At 48.4% G+C, this 17,570-nt stretch carries 11 protein-coding genes and 1 pseudogene; all 12 read left to right on the forward strand.

Annotated elements, in window-relative coordinates; genetic code table 11:
- Window positions 1-9: 9 nt before the first annotated feature.
- Complete coding sequence (locus PUW25_RS01390; RefSeq protein ID WP_274337915.1) at window positions 10-1,011, forward strand: ABC transporter substrate-binding protein; 1,002 nt, start codon at window positions 10-12, stop codon at window positions 1,009-1,011.
- Complete coding sequence (locus tag PUW25_RS01395; RefSeq protein WP_274337916.1) at window positions 989-1,363, forward strand: hypothetical protein; 375 nt, start codon at window positions 989-991, stop codon at window positions 1,361-1,363. Before PUW25_RS01390 ends, PUW25_RS01395 begins: the two co-directional genes overlap by 23 nt.
- Before the next feature lie 106 nt (window positions 1,364-1,469).
- On the forward strand, window positions 1,470-2,390 hold the full coding sequence (locus PUW25_RS01400) for a carbohydrate ABC transporter permease (RefSeq protein ID WP_076314915.1): 921 nt from the start codon (window positions 1,470-1,472) through the stop codon (window positions 2,388-2,390).
- Between the two features lie 32 nt (window positions 2,391-2,422).
- On the forward strand, window positions 2,423-3,256 hold the full coding sequence (locus PUW25_RS01405; protein ID WP_205054521.1) for a carbohydrate ABC transporter permease: 834 nt from the start codon (window positions 2,423-2,425) through the stop codon (window positions 3,254-3,256).
- A gap of 21 nt (window positions 3,257-3,277) precedes the next feature.
- Window positions 3,278-4,390 carry an ABC transporter ATP-binding protein gene (locus PUW25_RS01410; protein ID WP_274337917.1) on the forward strand — a complete coding sequence of 371 codons (1,113 nt, stop codon included), beginning with the start codon at window positions 3,278-3,280 and terminating at the stop codon, window positions 4,388-4,390.
- A gap of 25 nt (window positions 4,391-4,415) precedes the next feature.
- Complete coding sequence (locus PUW25_RS01415) at window positions 4,416-5,114, forward strand: hypothetical protein (protein ID WP_047912489.1); 699 nt, start codon at window positions 4,416-4,418, stop codon at window positions 5,112-5,114.
- Window positions 5,115-5,248: 134 nt separating this feature from the next.
- On the forward strand, window positions 5,249-11,137 hold the full coding sequence (locus tag PUW25_RS01420; RefSeq protein ID WP_052512050.1) for an S-layer homology domain-containing protein: 5,889 nt from the start codon (window positions 5,249-5,251) through the stop codon (window positions 11,135-11,137).
- Between the two features lie 57 nt (window positions 11,138-11,194).
- Window positions 11,195-12,367, forward strand: coding sequence for an exo-beta-N-acetylmuramidase NamZ family protein (locus PUW25_RS01425; RefSeq protein ID WP_047912488.1), 1,173 nt, complete (start codon window positions 11,195-11,197; stop codon window positions 12,365-12,367).
- 4 nt (window positions 12,368-12,371) lie between these two features.
- Window positions 12,372-14,048: a beta-N-acetylhexosaminidase gene (gene nagZ / locus PUW25_RS01430; RefSeq protein WP_047912539.1), complete on the forward strand. Its 1,677-nt coding sequence runs from the start codon at window positions 12,372-12,374 to the stop codon at window positions 14,046-14,048.
- Window positions 14,045-15,229 (forward strand): annotated as a pseudogene (locus tag PUW25_RS01435) (anhydro-N-acetylmuramic acid kinase). The gene nagZ and the pseudogene PUW25_RS01435 overlap by 4 nt, the downstream one beginning before the upstream one ends.
- Window positions 15,230-15,451: 222 nt before the next feature.
- Window positions 15,452-16,588: a DUF2087 domain-containing protein gene (locus PUW25_RS01440; RefSeq protein WP_047912487.1), complete on the forward strand. Its 1,137-nt coding sequence runs from the start codon at window positions 15,452-15,454 to the stop codon at window positions 16,586-16,588.
- A 144-nt stretch (window positions 16,589-16,732) separates the two neighbouring features.
- Window positions 16,733-17,527 carry an NAD-dependent epimerase/dehydratase family protein gene (locus PUW25_RS01445; RefSeq protein WP_205054482.1) on the forward strand — a complete coding sequence of 265 codons (795 nt, stop codon included), beginning with the start codon at window positions 16,733-16,735 and terminating at the stop codon, window positions 17,525-17,527.
- Window positions 17,528-17,570 lie beyond the last annotated feature (43 nt).

Raw genomic sequence — 17,570 nt, forward strand, 5'->3', positions numbered from 1 at the left:
GAAGTGTATATGAAAAAACCGCTTACGCTTATGATCGCTATGATGATGCTCATCGTGACAGCCTGCGGCGGCACTTCAGGCAGTGAAGCGGAGACCGGAGATGCGGATGCCAAGGATACAGTAACCGTGTGGACTTACCCTGTTCATGGCACATATGAAGATGAGCTGAAGGAGCTGATCGCTGATTTTAATCAGGAGCATCCCCATATTACGGTTGAGTACGAAATGCTTACATGGGCAGAGGGGCCTAAGAAGTTCGACGTCGCTCTGAATGCAGGTAATCCGCCAGATCTGTATTTTCACAGTGTTGATGGCGCTTATGTGAAGACAGGGCTTGCGCTTGAATTGGACGCTTACCTGACCGATGAGATCAAGAATGACTACGTGCCTGGCACACTAGAGCTTGGCCAAATTCAAGGCAAACAGTATGGACTGCCGCTCTATCAATTCCAGTGGGCTTGGGGCGGAAATAAGCGCATCCTGGAGGAAGCGGGAATTGACTGGAAGCAGATCCAGCAGGAGGGCTGGACCTGGAATGAATTTAACGAGGCGGCGGCCAAGCTTACAGGTACGGCTCCTGACGGCACCACGCAGTATGCGCTCGTCACAGACGGAACCTCACTGGATTTTATTGAAATGCTGACACGCAATAATGGAATGCCCGATGTGCTTAACGCCAGCGGCGAATTTCAGTGGAATGACCAACGTATATTAGACACACTTACCTTCATAGACAACCTCATTGATCAAGGCTATATGCCTAAAGAAACCGCAGCCATTGCTCCCGCCAAACGAACGGATATGTTCTATGCCGGGCAAGCGGCGATCATCTCCAAAGCACTTCCCTACTATGATGTCATGATTCAGAACCGTAACAAAGATATTGATGCAGGCACCGTCCAAGGCGAGAAAATCGAATTCGTATTGCTTCCTGTACCCCATAATGACGGAGCGGAGCCTAAATCAACCATGGGTGGAGAGGGTTACGTTGCCTTCAAGCAAAAAAAATGACAAGGGCGAGCAGCATGCCAAGAATACGTTTCTTGTGATGGAGGCGCTGAGCGGCGCCAAAGCAGGGAACTCGGCTAACGAGCTTGTGCTTCCTTTCGTTCGAAATTCACAAACCGAATACTTCGAAGGCAAGGGTCTGGGCACACCGGACACCATAGAAGCCGCGAATATGATGGCAGAGCATATCGAAATTCCGGTAACCCTCTCACTCGACATTGACAAATCTGCGCAGCAGAAGCAGTTCAAGGAACAAGTCGTCAAGCCCAACATTCAAGCCCTGTTCTCCGGCGAGAAGACACCTGAGCAAATTGCAGAGGACTTCAAGGCAAAGGCAGAGCAAATGCTCAAATAAATAGCGTCATCTGCAGAGGAGGCTGTCCTGAGGACAAAGTCCTCAGGAGCCTTTTTGCTAGAAGGAATGGTTCAATTCTACGACAAACACAAGGGGTGAGAGAACGATGCAGACATCACTTGCGCCAAAAAGGACACCTTCCCGCCAAAGCCCAATGCGAGCGATTAAGGAATATGGCTGGGCTTATCTCTTCATCTTAGCGCCGGTTCTGCTGTTCCTCGTATTTACACTGTATCCGGTGGGTCATGCTTTTTTTATGAGCTTTCAGGAGTATGGCATTATGAATTCCACCTGGGTAGGGATGGATAACTACAGTCGGTTATTCCAGGACGCTACATTCTGGAAGTCGATGCGAAACACCGTTATTTTTACACTGGGAACCGTGCCGGTCAACATTATCATTACCTTCGTCTTGTCTGTGCTGATCTTTCAAATGAAGAGCAAGTGGCAGACCTTCTTCAAAGCAACGCTATACCTGCCGGCTGTCGCCTCCGGCGTTACGATCTCCGTGGTCTGGCTGGCTATATTCGATCCGACCGAGGTCGGACTTCTCAACAGATTCCTCAGCTGGTTCGGGCTTGATCCTGTAATCTGGCTGGGACAATCCAGTACAGCTCTCTTCTCGCTCATCCTAATGAGCTGGCTTGGCTCTCATGGGGCAGGGATCATTCTCTACATGGCCGCTCTGGGCGGCATTCCGAAGTCGCTCTATGAAGCAGCAGATATTGATCATGCCAGTGCATGGACCAAATTTACGAAGATTACTTGGCCCTTGCTTAAACCTACGACGCTCTACCTGCTCGTTACAGGTGTAATCGGGTCGTTCCAGGTCTTCATTTCGGTGTATCTAATGACCCAAGGGGGTCCGAATTTTGCGACAACGACAATCGCTTATTTGATCTATCAGACCGCTTTCGTATTCTATGAGTTTGGTCTGGCTTCGGCCCAGTCCTTTGTGCTGGCTCTTATCATCGTGGTCATCTCCATAATCCAGTTTAAATACTTCTCCAGTGATGTTGAATATTAAAGGCAGCTATAGAGGGGGTGTGATGTATGACGATGAAACTACAAAAAAGATCGGTCCTGCTCATTCTGGCAGCCGTTATTATTTTACTCTGGGCGATTGTAACGATCATTCCGCTGTACTGGATGCTGGTCGGCTCTGTTCAGGATACGAAGGTGTCCGCTACTTTTCGGCCGCAGATGATTCCTGAAGTGATCTCAATGACGCCTTATGAGCGATTCTTTGGCAAAACAGATGCCTGGCGCTGGTTATGGAATTCGTTTGTTATCGCAGCAATTACCACAATTACAAACGTGTTCTTCGCTTCACTCGCAGGTTATGCCTTCGCCAAGCTTAAGTTCCCGGGGGACAAAGCGATCTTCTGGGTCCTGCTCAGCACAATGATGATTCCTGCCCAGGTTACGCTGATTCCCCTGTATATTTTGATGGTGAATGTGTTCAACATCGGGGATACCTACACGGCGATCATCTTGCCGACGGCAGTCAGCGTGGGAAATATCTTTCTCATGAAGCAGTATATGTCCTCCCTTCCCACTTCACTTATTCACGCGGCACGGATTGATGCCTGCAGCGAGTTCGGGATCTTCTGGAAGGTCATACTGCCGATGGCGAAGCCGGGACTGGCCGTCCTTGCGATCTTCAGCTTCGTTGCCTCGTGGAATGAGTTCTTCTGGCCGTTCCTTATTACGAATTCAAGCGATATGCGGACTATACAGGTCGGGCTGGCTTCCTTCGTGTTCGGTGATGCGTCCGATTTTGCCGCCATGATGGCGGGAGCGACCGTGGGCGCTCTGCCGATGATTATTCTGTTCTTCTCCCTGCAGCGCTATTTCCTGCAAGGCATTACTATTGGAGCCGTTAAAGGCTGATACGTGAAAGGAGGAATACCTATGGCACGGGTGGAGTTTCGACAAGTACGCAAGCAATTTAGTGATGACAAAAAAGGGACCTTTACCGCAGTAGCGGGCTCCGACTTCGTTATTGAGGATCAAGAATTTGTCGTGTTCGTTGGTCCCTCCGGCTGTGGAAAAACAACGTCGCTTCGCATGATTGCAGGTCTCGAGAAGCAGACGAGCGGCGATATCCTCATCGGCGAAAGGGTCGTAAACGACCTGCATCCGAAGGACCGGGACATTGCCATGGTGTTTCAGGATTATGCGCTATACCCTCATATGACGATACGGGAGAACCTGTCCTTTGGACTCCGTAATTTGAAGAAGGATAAAGAGTACATTAATCAGCAGGTGGAAAATGCAGCCGGTATTTTGGGACTGACGCATATGCTGGAGCGGAAGCCGCGGGAGTTGTCCGGCGGTCAACGCCAGCGTGTGGCTGTCGGGCGGGCGATCGTTCGGGACCCGCAGGTGTTCCTGTTTGATGAGCCGCTCTCAAACCTTGATGCCAAGCTTCGTATCCAGATGAGGGTAGAACTGAGTGAGCTTCACAAGCGGCTTGGAGCAACCATTGTATACGTTACGCATGATCAGGTAGAAGCGATGACGCTCGGGGAGCGCATCGTTGTAATGAATAATGGCATTATTCAGCAGATAGACTCTCCAACGGAGCTGTACGCCAATCCGCAGAACATGTTTGTCGCCGGCTTTATCGGATCACCTGCGATGAACTTCATCGATGCCGTCGTTGAGGGTAACAAGATTCGTATTGAAGGAGCAGAGCTGACTCTCACAGATGCGGTAGCGGCCGGACTTGCGGGTTATCATGGCAAGAAGGTCGTGATGGGGATTCGTCCTGAGCATATTTACGGGGAAGACATTGCTCCGAGCTTGGAGGGTGATCACAGAATTGAAGCAAACATAGATGTTGTTGAGCATCTCGGATCGGAGAACCTGATCTATTTTCACATCGGGAGTCGGTTGATTACAGCGAAGGTTAATCCGGAAACGACGGCATATACGGGACTGTCCAAGACTTTCCTGCTCAACTTGCATAAGGCCCATTATTTTGATCCAGAGACCGAGCAAAGAATTATATTAAATTCGTGAGAATAAGAACAAGGGGTGAAATGTGATGCGTAAGCTGAGTGAGGTGCTGGTCAAGACGGGAGCGGAGATTTATCGGGAGATCATTCCCGTTGCCCTATACAGTGTGATCAGTTCATTAATTCTGATTCCTGCTGTGCTGCTGCTGCCCATAACCGCTGCCTTGATCATCATTCCCTTCATTTATATGCCGCTGTTCTTGGGTGTACTGAATGTATTCCATCACAAGATGGAGCGGAAGAGCAGAAGGAATGGATTAAAGGATTTACTTGCTGGAATGAGAAGAGGGTATTTTCCCGCGGTAATCATGGGGCTGTTCGTATCGCTGCTCGTGTTCATTCTCTGGTCCACCTGGTGGTATTACGGCGGCAAAGAAGGCATGTTTTATACGATTATTGCGGTATTTCAGACATATTTTGTCATCATGGCGTTCATCTCTCAATTCCATACGTTCCAGCTCGTTCTGCAGAAGGAGATGGGGATCTTCAAGGCGATGGGAGAGAGTGTCAAGCTGCTCCTGAGGCATCCGGGGTACACTGTCGGGGCCTTCTTCCAGACAGTATGTCTTACGGTGCTGCTCGCGCTGACGGCAGTCGGCTTCCTCGTGCTGTTTAACGGTATGATGGGCATTTATATGTACAAGGTGACGGCTAATTTGATTGAGGAGGAAGAAGAGCCTGCCGCAGATGAGTGGTCTGAGAAAGGAATGACGCCGAGCGTAAAATAAATGTAATGTTTTACAGTTTAATGGTTTGTTTTTACATACTCCTCGTGTTCTGTTTACACAGTCGATTTAGCCTGATAAAGGAAGTTATATTCTATCATGGCTTTATCTACTACAAAATACAGGAGTGAAGCAGTTTGTTAAGAAAATGGCAGAAAAGATTATCTTTATTGTGTCTTGGATCAATGCTCGCAGGACTCTGGGCTCCGGCCGGTGTCATGCGGGCAGAGGAGGGTGTTGAACTGGCAGCTGCCAAATCAGATTTATTCGTTACCGAAATACATCCGGATAATCTGGGAGCAGAAGCTTATGAATTTTTTGAGTTGTACAATGCATCAGGATCAGATCTGAATTTGAGCAATTATTCTTTGATTTATAACTACACAGATAATCCCGGATCGAACAAGGCGTTTGTTGTTCCAGATAACGTAGTTATTCCATCTGGACAAGCTATGGTGATGTGGTACAACAAAACGGGAGTAGGTTTGGATGATTTTAATATTCATTTTGGAACAGGACTGACTTCATCTCAGATTATCCAAGTAACAGGATTTGACGGATTTGCTAATGGAGGAAAAAGGGGAGTTATTGTACAGGATAGCAGCGGTAAACCGTTGGCCAATGCAAACTATTTATCTGATGATGTCAGTGAAGGAACAAGTGCGCACTATTACCCTCCAACATCTGGTGGTGAGCAGACAATCTATGAGCGCAGAGGTGCTGCTACCCCGGGTTCAGTAGCTTCAGAGCAGTTGAGGCCGCAGGAGGAAGTGCAGGCTCCGGTGATATTACATATCCCGGTTACTTCGGTCAGTATAGATGAAGATGTCTTGATCCAAGCGGACATTAGCATAGCTGGACAGGGAGCTGATTTGTCTGCAGCTGAAGCTGTAGACAAGAATGAACAAGATGAATCCGCTTCTTCGAGCTTAAACGAGAATCCAACTGTGATAGAAGATACTTATGAGAGTGCTGGAGAGAATGAAGCAGAGCAACAAGCCGAAGCAGCGGGTGCACCAGATGGCGTTGTGGAAGAAGAAACAGCAGATCAACAGGCAGAAGATGTGGAGGCTTCAGTTGCAATTCCTGAGATGGAAGCAGCAGCAGAGCAGCAGATCACTGATCAGAACATGCTGGAAGAAGCTGCTCAGATCGAGGCAGCACAGCAGCAGGCAACCGTCACAGCTGCCGTTTATTACCGGAGTATGTCGGAGACAGAATTCCATGTTCTGAATATGAGTAAAGCGGAAGGCATGAACTACACGGCCTCCATTCCAAAGACTTCTTTGACGGATCCGCAGCTGATCTATTATATAGAAGCTGAAGCTCATGGAGCAGTCTCACGAACTGAACAATATACGGTCAACGTCGAACAGGCAGATGTCGATTACAATGAGGTCCCAGCCTTGCTTGTAACCGAACTTGTCCCAGATTCAACAAATGTCGGTGGGGCCGATGGATATGAGTTTATTGAGGTGTATAACAATACTAATCAGGACATTAATTTGAAGAATTATAAGCTGTACTACCGCTATACGGACTCTGGTCCGTCAGCAGACGTTATATGGCCTACAGATCATGAAGAAATGATGATCTCATCGCAGGAAACGATCGTCTTCTGGGTCATTAATTCAGCGAATGGAGATAAAACAGCGGCCGATTTCAATGCCAACTATGGCAGTAATTTAGTTGAGAATGACAATCTGTATAGAGTCTACTCTGACGGTATGGCCAACGGAGGTAAGCGGGCTGCTGTTATCGGCACAAATACTCATATAGACATAGCCTCTGCAGCGTATGATAACGATGATGAGACACAAGCAGACAAAGGTATTTTCTATCGTTATCCGACTGGCGGAAGAACAGAAATGCTGAAATACAGTGCAGGTCTGCTGGACGCAACCCCAGGTGTGGTTGATCCTGTACAGATTCCGTCTGTTCCTGTGCAGTTAGAGACTGATCCTGAAGCACCTGTCCTGCAATTTGCTGATGTACCTGATACTGTGGACCAGCTTAATAACATAAAAATGGCCTTTGGGGTAACAGACCATACTTCTGTCAAATCAGTTGTCTTATTTTATAAGACGGATAAGGATTCCGAGTTTACAAAAAGATACTTGTACTTATCCTATGACGATTCTAATTATCACTATACGGTCTATTCTCCTGAGCTTATAGGCAGCAAACAGCTGGAGTATTATCTGGAGCTGTCCGATGGGACGAACGAGCGGCAGACTGAACCTAAATTCGTGGAGATTACTGGCAATGTCCAGTCAGATGAGCTGCGCTTGAATGTACAGGAAGATCAGATCATTAGCGGTAATACAATGATCAAAGGAACACAAGGTGTTGAAGGAGAGCAGGATATTGAGCTGTTCATAGATGACAAAGCCGTTCCTGCTGAGGAAACGTTTGATGCCCTTGAGCACGATGCTTATTTTGCATTTGAAGTGATTGGCGTTAATTATTATTTCAAAAATGCGGTAACCAGCGGAGAGGAAATCCTTCACACCTTTCAGGATCCGATTAATCAGTATGAAACGCTGACAGTGCCGATTGATGCGCAGCGATTCCGTGAAGGGAATAACGTTCTTTCCATTCGCGCAGGCTCCAAGTCGTCGCCTTTTGATGAGCGTGAAGAAGAGAATAAGGATGATTTTCAGATTCGTAATATTCGTCTCGTCCTTGCAGATGGAACCGTAGTATATGATCCGAGCTATTCTAACCCCCAAGAAGAGATCAAAATGGGAGACAGCTCAGGTCGCTATGAGTATATTGATTTTGCATTTAATCTGACTGCTGAAGAGCTGAGATCAACGGCATATGCCTGGGACACAAGAAAGGCAGAGGATGGCGAGCATGATCTCACTGCAGAAGCGGGGGAGGAAAGGGTCAGTGCCAGCGTCATTGTTGATAACACGGCGCCTAACATTAATCCGAACCTTGAAGAGGGAAAAGAGTACCGTGGTGAATTTACGATTGATGCTCATATCACGGATGAGCTTGCAGGAGTTAAGGAAAGCCATGCTGAGCTTGACGGCGAAGTGATAACGCTGCCTTATGAGACATCGTCCTCCAAACTATCGGCTGGCGAACACCAGCTGAAGATCCAAGCAGAGGATCAGGCAGGAAATATGAGCGAGGTCGCAATCCGATTCATCGTTCCGGAAGAAAATCCACTGAAACCTGAGCTGGTATCTCCTAAGAACGGTGCAGAAGATGTGGCGCTAAATGCAGAGCTCAAAATTAAGGTTACTGATCCTGCCTCCGATGTGATGGACGTATCCTTTTACAAAGGTTATCTGCATGATGCTAAACAGTTGGAATCCTTCAAAGGATACCGTAATGCAGCAGACGTAGAGCCGCCTAAAGAAGAAGTGCCTGCCGGAGAAAAGGCAATGACTAAGGGAGACTATACTCAAATTGCAAATGTTGATGGTCAATATCTGACAGACGATTCCATGGAGCAATTTCCGTATCACCGATTTGAGGCTAAGCTGAATTCGTCAGTCAAAGATACCGATCAAGTACTGCTGGAGTGGGTTGGGAAGTCGCTTGAAGGACGTAAAGTCAGCCTGTACGCGTTCCGTCCTGATCAGCAAAAGTGGGAGCTGCTTGACCAGCAAATTGCAGGAGATGAGGATTTTAAGCTTGAGGCGATGGTTACTGCGGGCAATTATCGGAGCGGCGGTAAAATTCAGATGATGGTGCAGGATGAGCTGCCTGTGAGCGAAGATCCGTATGATTTTTCATTCGTATGGATGTCCGATACACAGTACTACTCAGAAAGCTATCCAGAAACCTACCGCAAGATTGCGAACTGGATTGGTAATCAGAAAGAAGAGCAAAAAATTAAATATGTAATTCATACCGGGGATATTGTTGATGAATCCGACAAGGAGTATCAATGGATAGAGGCGGATAAGAACATGAAGGTACTCGAGGAAGCCAATATTCCTTATGGAGTACTTGCAGGAAATCACGATGTATCTAATCAGTTTGGTACCTATGACGAGTACTGGAAATACTTTGGGGCTTGGCGTTTTGAGGATCAACCGCATTACGGAGAGTCCTACAAAAATAATATGGGGCATTATGACCTTATTTCATCAAACGGTAACGATTTTATTATTGTGTACATGGGCTGGGGCTTGGGTCAGCCGGAGATTGACTGGATGAACGAGGTGCTCGCTAAATATCCGGAGCGGAAGGCGATTCTAGCCTTCCATGAATACCTGCTCGTATCCGGTAACCGTGCACCAATTGCTGACAAAGTCTACGAAGAGGTCATCCTTCCGAATGAGAATGTAATTGCCGCATTGTCGGGGCATTATCATGATGCGGAGTTGAAGGTAGATGAGATCGATGATGACGGAGACGGTACACCGGATCGCAGTGTCTATCAGATGCTGGCAGATTACCAAGGAGCAGAAGCGGGTGGACTTGGTTATATCCGGCTCATGCAATTTGATATGCAGAACAACAAGCTGCACATGAAGACATACTCGCCTCTCTTAGATGATTACAACTATTATGATCCAACCGAGTATCCGGGGAAGGACGAATTTTCACTTGATCTGGACTTGCAAGGCAAGCTGAAGAGAGTAGCTACAGACTATGCAGGCATTAAGGTGTATACGAATGAGCTGATTGATAAGGCAGCAGGTATCGATAGCGGAAGTGAGGCCAGTGTAAATTGGTCAGGGCTTGCGAATAATTCGGTGTATCAATGGTATGCCGTAGCTGAAGATGAACACAGTGGCTCTACAAAATCGGATATATGGCATTTCTCAACAGGTAAATTCGGTGGTAATCCAGGGACAGATAATCCGGGTACAGGAAACACGGGTAATCAAGCTGGCGGCGGAAGCTCTGAGGAGCAGAAGCGTAATCCGGTCATTGAAAAGGGAATCATTTCAGTTCAAGTTACATCCGATGGTAAAGCCGTGATAGCTCAGAAGGATATCTCTGAAGCTCTCACTCAGACGGAAGAATATATTACGATCAGGCAGGAAGGTATTCCAGGAGAGTCTGGACAACCGCAGCTACAAATAGAGACGGAAGGCTTGAGACTGTTGCATGAAGAGCAGAAGGATCTTCATATTCACACAGGCTCCCTAAATATTGTGGTTCCCTATGCAGCTATGCAAGGTGAGGCAATGGAGGAGGAATGGCTCACTTTACACATCAAGTTTGTACTTGATGACGAGAGTCGTGGGTGGATAGAAGCAGCAAAAACGACACCTGCTCTGCAGCCTTCAAATCTTGTTGCAGATATTCATTGGTATTCAGGAGACCGCAGTCTTACTGCTCTTGCCGCTCCAGTTCAAGTAAATTGGCAGATCAACACCTCGGATATTGATCCTGAATATGCAGGGATATATAGGGTTCATGCCACGGGAGCTAAATATATCTATGGCAAATGGAAAGATGGGGTTGTTACTTTTGAGACCGATGGAACAGGGCTGATTGCAGTAATGGAATATCACATCATGTTTCATGATATGCAGAACCATTGGGCTAAGGAAATAACAGAAAAAATGGCAGCGAGGCATATCGTGAAAGGAACTTCAGAACTTAATTTCAAACCGAACGCATCCGTGAGCCGCGCGGATTTTGCGGTAATGGCCATGCGCAGCTTGGGAATTGATCGTTCAGAAGATGCATCCTCGTTTGAAGATGTGGCAGATCAAGCCTACTATGCAAATGCGGTTGCTGCGGCTGAGCAGCTAGGCATTATGCAGGGAAGCGGGGGGCACTTCCGTCCTCTGGATCAGATGACGAGGGAAGAAGCGGTAGTCGTGTTGATGAGACTGTTCGAGCATATGGAAATAACGGAAGGCACGCCGAACAACGCTCATTCGTTCACCGATATGAGCACAGCTAGCGATTGGGCGCAGGAAGCAATACTTGCCGCTACGCGCGAAGGGCTTATCAGCGGAAGAACGGACGGCAGCTTCGATCCGCATGACACACTGACTAGAGCAGAAACTGCACAGCTTATATATAATTTGCTTCAAAAATAACAAAGAAGGCGCAGGGTGATGTCCTGCGCCTTCTCTATAACCAAGGGAGGGGATGGCATGACGGCAAATGTACTTACCGGAGCTGATCAGTTATCCGAATTATCGCATCCATTTCTTGATGGCAAACGAATAGGGCTGGTTACGAACCCTACAGGTATAACGGCTGATTTCAGGACGACGATCGAGATATGTGCGCAGCTTAAGAGCAGCCGGCTGACCGCCTTGTTTGCGGGAGAACACGGTCTGTACGGTGAACGTCAGGCAGGAGTTCCGTTCGAGGATGAGATGCATCCTGTGCTTGGAATTCCCGTATTCAGCCTGTACGGCAAGCAGAAGACACCGACGCCGGAAATGCTGGAACAGGTGGATACAGTTATTTTTGATATGCAGGATGCAGGAGTACGCTTCTATACATATCTGTCTACTCTCTTCTATATAATGGATGCTTGTGGTGCCAGCGGAAAGTCACTGCTTGTTCTTGATCGAATCAATCCAATGGGGGGAATGAAGGTAGAAGGAGGCATCCTGCAGCAAGGCTATGAATCCTTCGTGGGTGCCTGGCATATGCCAATACGCTATGGGATGACGATCGGAGAGATTGCCATGATGCGGAACAAGGAAGAGGGGAGCGGATGCGAGCTGGATGTCGTCAGGCTTGAAGGCTGGAGGCGATCCATGACCTATGCCGAGACGGGGCAGCCCTGGATGATGCCGTCACCCAATATTCCCTCACCAGAAACGGCTGAGGTCTATGCAGGGACTTGTTTGTTTGAAGGGACGAATGTGTCTGAAGGACGAGGTACGACCAGACCCTTTGAGTGGATAGGCGCACCTTGGATGGAGGGTGAGCGAATTGCACGGCAAATGGAAGCTCATCAGCTTCCCGGTGTCCATATTCATCCCGTATATGCTGCACCTGTGTATTCCAAGCATCAAGGCGTACTGTGCGGGGGCGTTCGGCTGTTCATTACGGATAGAGACCAATTCAAAGCAGTAGAGACAGGGCTGATGCTGCTGCATGAAATTGCACGCTCGCACCCTCAGCACTTCGAATGGACTTCGCCTCCTCCAGAAGGCAACCGTTATTTTATAGATCTCCTCACAGGAGGAAAGGAAATTAGAGAACGGGTTCGGGACGAAGAAGGACTTCGGCAGATCATGGCGAATTGGCATCAGGATGAAGAGAAATGGCGTGAGAGAAGAGCATCTTATCTGATCTATGGGAGCTGAGAACATGAATTCAAATTCCAATGTAGAAGCACTGCTTGCTCGTTTAAGTCTGCGTGAAAAAATCGGTCAATTGCTGCTGTGCGGACTCCCGGGTCCAGAATTGACAGTGCCGCTCGTAGAATTTATCAAGGCGCATCCTGTCGGGGGCATTATTTATTTTGCCCGGAACGTAGAGGGTCCCGGACAGGTAGCTCAGCTTACTTATCAGCTGCAATCTACTGCAAGGGAGGCCAGCCAGCTGCCGCTGCTGATATCCATTGATCAGGAGGGCGGGATGGTGGCTCGTATAGCGGATGGAATTACCTTATTCCCTGGTAATATGGCGATTGCAGCTGCAGGCGCAAGTGATGATGCTTATGAAGCGGCCCTGGCCAGTGGCAAGGAATTAAGTGCGCTCGGCATTAATTTGAATTTTGCACCGGTTCTGGATGTGAACAACAATCCGCTTAATCCGGTGATTGGGGTTCGCTCCTTCGGTGAGTCGGCACAGATGGTGGCCGAGTATGGTGCTCAGGCGGTTCGTGGCTATCAGGATGCCGGTGTGTCTGCTTGTGCGAAGCATTTCCCTGGACATGGTGATACAGCTGCTGACTCGCATCTGGATCTGCCGATCGTTCCCCATGACTTGGAGCGAATGAAAGGGCTGGAGCTGTCGCCATTTGTGAAGGCGATTGAAGAGGGAGTGGACTTTATTATGTCTGCTCACATCTACTTCCCGGCACTCGAAGCGGAGAAGAAGCCGGCGACGCTGTCTTCCTCTGTACTGACAGGGCTGCTAAGAGATCAGCTGGGCTATGAGGGAGTGATCATGACCGACTGTATGGAGATGCATGCCATTGTCGATACCTACGGCACTGTGGAGGCTTCGGTAATGGCGCTCGAAGCAGGAGCCGATCTCGTGCTGATCAGTCATACCCATGAGCTGCTCACTGGAGCATATCAAGCGATTGAACAGGCTGTGCTATCAGGCAGGCTTACTGAAGAGCGAATCGATGAGTCAGTCCGCCGTTTGCTGTCGCTGAAGATCCGGCGCGGCATCATGATGGAGGATGGCAGCTTCCCTCAGGAGGTGCAGGCTGCACCCGTTATCGACGCGAACGGCTTGCCAGCGGGCGTCGGGCTTGCAGAGCATGGGGACATCGCTCGCCGAATCAGTGAACGCAGCATGACGCTCGTTCGTGATGATGCAGGCATGCTTCCGTTGTCTGGGAAGAAGGTGCTTGCTGTGACAGTAGCATCCTCAGCGATGACCATTGCCGATGAGAAGATCAAGGATCAGCTGAGTCTTGGTGCTGCGCTGATCGAGCAGGGAATTCATGTAGAAGACCTTAGTATAGCGGCAGCAGAAGTGGCTGAGCAGATCGGATCAGTCATCACCGCAGCAGCAAGCCCGGATATTGAGCAGATTGTGATCGCTACCTATAATGCACACTTCTATTCTGAGCAGGCAGAGCTGGTGAAACAGCTGCAGGCTACGGGCAAGCCGCTTGCGGTGGTCGCTACACGCAATCCCTATGACCTTATGGCATTTCCCGATATTAAAGTATACATTGCGGCTTATGAGAGCAGGCCGCTAACGATGAGAAGCGTGGCAAGAGCGTTGCTTGGTTCGATTCCGTTCAAGGGCAAGCTGCCCGTCACCCTTAGTGATGAGTTGACGGCAGGCATCTCCTCGCAATGATCCGCATTACAGGCTTTCAAGCAGAGAGTCTAGTCATCGGGCTTATGTCAGGCACGTCGCTCGATGGTGTGGACGCAGCGCTGGTTCGAATCAAAGGGAGTGGACTGAGTACAGCATCCAGTCTGATTGCCTATACACAGCTCCCATATGAAGAGGAATTTAGAGAGCGGATCAAATAGCTGTGTACGATTGAACATTCTAATGTAGAAGACATCTGTTCGATGAATTTTCTGCTTGCGGATAGATTTGCCGCTGCTGCTCACGCTGTATGCCATCAAGCAGGCATCGCTATGGATGAAGTGGACTTCATCAGCTCACACGGACAGACGGTATGGCATATTCCGAAGGAAGATGCAGGACGGTCGCTTGCCCGCTCCACCTTACAGCTTGGGGATTTGTCGGTCATCGCAGCCCGAACCGGAAGACCGGTTGTGGGTGATTTCAGGCCAGCCGATATGGCGGCCGGTGGGCAGGGTGCTCCGCTGGTTCCTTATGGAGATCTGATTCTGTTCGGTGATCCACAGCGCGGGAGGATCTTACAAAACATCGGAGGAATCGGGAATTGTACGATTCTTCCTGCGGCCTGCACAGCTGATCAAGTAACGGCTTATGATACGGGTCCGGGTAACATGATTATCGACCGAGTTGTGCTCGAATTGTCCGGAGGACAGCTTGCCTATGATGAGAACGGGAAATGGGCAGCAGAGGGAACACCGGACCAAGCTTGGATAAGTGAGATGATACAGCATCCTTACTTCTCGCTAGTGCCGCCTAAATCCACCGGTCGTGAACTGTTTGGGGCGGCATTTGCGGCAGCCTTTTTAGCCGGTGGGAGGGAGCGTGGATTGTCCTCGGCGGATATCGTAGCTACGGCAACATGGTTCACAGCAAAGTCTATCGCGGATAGCTATGAACGCTGGGTATTCTCTAAGTATACAATTGACGAAATTATCGTATCTGGCGGGGGTGCACATAACGAGACGCTTCTATCTATGCTGAGTGAGCTGCTTCCTGGCCGGACCGTTGCCAGGGCAAGTTCGTTTGGGATGGATGACGATGCAAAAGAAGCGCTGATCTTTGCACTGCTCGGTAACGAATATATCCACGGCATACCAAACAATGTGCCTTCCGCTACAGGAGCGGGCCGCCGGGTTGTAATGGGCAAGCTGGCGCTTGGCTGAAACCGTAGGATAAGCGGGATTATGAAGGGAGTTCACCTTCATGGTCCTGCTTTTTTTAATTGTTCACATCATTGTAACTGTAAGAAAGAAGAGCAAGCTGATGCTCTAATATCGATTCATATCATTTTCAATTAATAATTAGATAATTATTATATATGTTTGACAATTAACAAACATAATAATATTATGTCTATATAAAATATAATGGAGAGTGCGAATGATATGGAAGTGAATAAAGCTTATATGGATGATGCGGGGCTTGTGGATATCAAGCGTGGATATATGGAGCACGATCTCGAGTTCATCTGTGTGTGCTGTGGCGAACGGATTGAGAAGGGAGTAATTTATCCGGTTGATGGTGTCTTGTATGAAGCCTTCAGATATGTTCAGATCCATATTGAGCAGGAGCACGGGTCTGTATTTGAATATTTGATATCTCTGGATAAAAGTGTGAGTGGACTCTCTGATATACAGCGCAAGCTGTTAGCGAAATTTTACGAAGGCAAAAAGGATGCAGACATTCAGAAGGAGCTTGGTACAGGATCAACATCGACTATACGCAATCATCGTTTTGTGTTGAAGGAGAAGGAGCGCCAGGCCAAGGTTCTGCTTGCGGTCATGGAGCTGCTGAGTGAGCATGATCCGAATCGCCCTGTAGAGCTTGCGGCACCGATCAGCAAACGCGCTGGTCACGATGATGACAGATACAGTATTACCACATCCGAACAAGAGAAGGTGCTTAAGAAATACTTCCCCCATGGAGTGGATGGTCCGCTTAAGACCTTTTCCATGCAGGAGAAGCATCGCATCATTGTGATGAACGAGCTTGCGAAGCGCTTCATACCCGGGGTCGTGTACTCGGAGCCTGAGGTCAACCGTATGCTTGAACAAGTGTATGAGGATTATGTGACGATTCGCAGATATATGGTGGATTACGGAATTCTAAGCAGAGAAGAAGATGGAAGCCGGTATGTGTTAACCGATTCTATAGGAACGGAGGATAAGAAGATGAACCGGAGAGAGGAATTACAACAGCAAGCCAAAGAAGTGAAGACCGAGGCAGGGGTTTACCAAATCCGCAATAAGCAGAACGGCAAGCTCTACGTCGCCAGCACACCGAATTTGAAATCTATCAACGGACAGCAATTTATGCTGAACATGGGTAGTCACCGAAATCGCGCGCTGCAGCAGGAGTGGGCAGAGCTTGGTGAGCATGCATTCGAGATTGAAGTGCTGGAGAAGCTGAAGGTACCGGAGGGTAATCCCTTCTTCGATGCGAAGGATGCGCTGAAGAAGCTGGAGGCAAGCTGGCTTGAGAAGTTGAGTCCTTATGAACCGAATGGATACAACACCTTGTAATAAAAAAATACACTTACCCCATTAAGAACACATGTACATTCGAGATCATCGTGCATGTGTTTTTTGTTTTTAGGTTAATACTGGGTATAGCAGAACTCATCATTATATCCCGGGAAATAATCTTATGAAGGGTGGAAGGAAGGAATGGCGGATAGACGGAAAATACTTATCACAGGGGCCGCAGGGAGAATCGGAAGCTGTCTTGCCCAAGGCTTACAGGCAACAGAGGCATACAACATTATTGCCGCAGATCTGAATGCAAATGAGGAACAGGGCATTAAGAAGCTGGATGTCACCAATGCGGAACAGCTGCTTGCTCTTACTGAAGGGGTGGACACTGTGCTTCATATTGCATGGGCGAAGGATGAAGAAGACTTTTTGGGCAAAGTACTGCCGATCAATGTAACAGGGGCCTATCATTTGTACGAAGCGGCACGCAAGCAAGGGGTGAGACGGATTATTTTTGCAAGCTCAAACCATGCGACCGGCTTCTATAAAGTGGACGAGGAAGTAGAGGTAACAGACCCTTATCGCCCTGACAGCTTCTACGGATTAAGCAAGTGCTATATTGAGCTGCTTGGGAGATTGTATGCGGATCGGTATGGGATATCCTCCATTAACATTCGGATCGGCAATTTTCCAGGTGATGACCGTCCGCATTCAGAAAGAGCCGCCCACATTTGGATTTCAGAGCGGGATATGGTACAGCTGGCTGAGAAATGTATCGAGGCCTCGGATGAGCATAAGTTTCTATGCTTGTACGGAACCTCGGCCAATACAGACAATTACTACGATATCGGATATTTGGAATCGCTGATCGGATACAAGCCTCAGGACGATGCTGCTGATCTGCTGGAGGAAGCCAGAAGCACAGGGGTACAGATTAAAGAGGATGAGACAGATTACCAGGGCGGAGGAATGACGGGAACAGCGCATTAGGTGCGGAAGATGCTAACGATGATCCGTATGGCGATCGAAAAAT

It is taken from the genome of Paenibacillus urinalis (assembly GCF_028747985.1).
Classification (GTDB): Bacteria; Bacillota; Bacilli; order Paenibacillales; family Paenibacillaceae; genus Paenibacillus; species Paenibacillus urinalis.

Bases quoted from the DNA above. Each gene is read 5' to 3' on its own strand.
- PUW25_RS01390 (WP_274337915.1), top strand. From the start codon at position 10: ATGAAAAAACCGCTTACGCTTATGATCGCTATGATGATGCTCATCGTG.
- PUW25_RS01400 (WP_076314915.1), top strand. From the start codon at position 1,470: ATGCAGACATCACTTGCGCCAAAAAGGACACCTTCCCGCCAAAGCCCA.
- PUW25_RS01405 (WP_205054521.1), top strand. From the start codon at position 2,423: ATGAAACTACAAAAAAGATCGGTCCTGCTCATTCTGGCAGCCGTTATT.
- PUW25_RS01410 (WP_274337917.1), top strand. From the start codon at position 3,278: ATGGCACGGGTGGAGTTTCGACAAGTACGCAAGCAATTTAGTGATGAC.
- PUW25_RS01415 (WP_047912489.1), top strand. From the start codon at position 4,416: ATGCGTAAGCTGAGTGAGGTGCTGGTCAAGACGGGAGCGGAGATTTAT.
- PUW25_RS01425 (WP_047912488.1), top strand. From the start codon at position 11,195: ATGACGGCAAATGTACTTACCGGAGCTGATCAGTTATCCGAATTATCG.
- nagZ (WP_047912539.1), top strand. From the start codon at position 12,372: ATGAATTCAAATTCCAATGTAGAAGCACTGCTTGCTCGTTTAAGTCTG.
- PUW25_RS01440 (WP_047912487.1), top strand. From the start codon at position 15,452: ATGGAAGTGAATAAAGCTTATATGGATGATGCGGGGCTTGTGGATATC.
- PUW25_RS01445 (WP_205054482.1), top strand. From the start codon at position 16,733: ATGGCGGATAGACGGAAAATACTTATCACAGGGGCCGCAGGGAGAATC.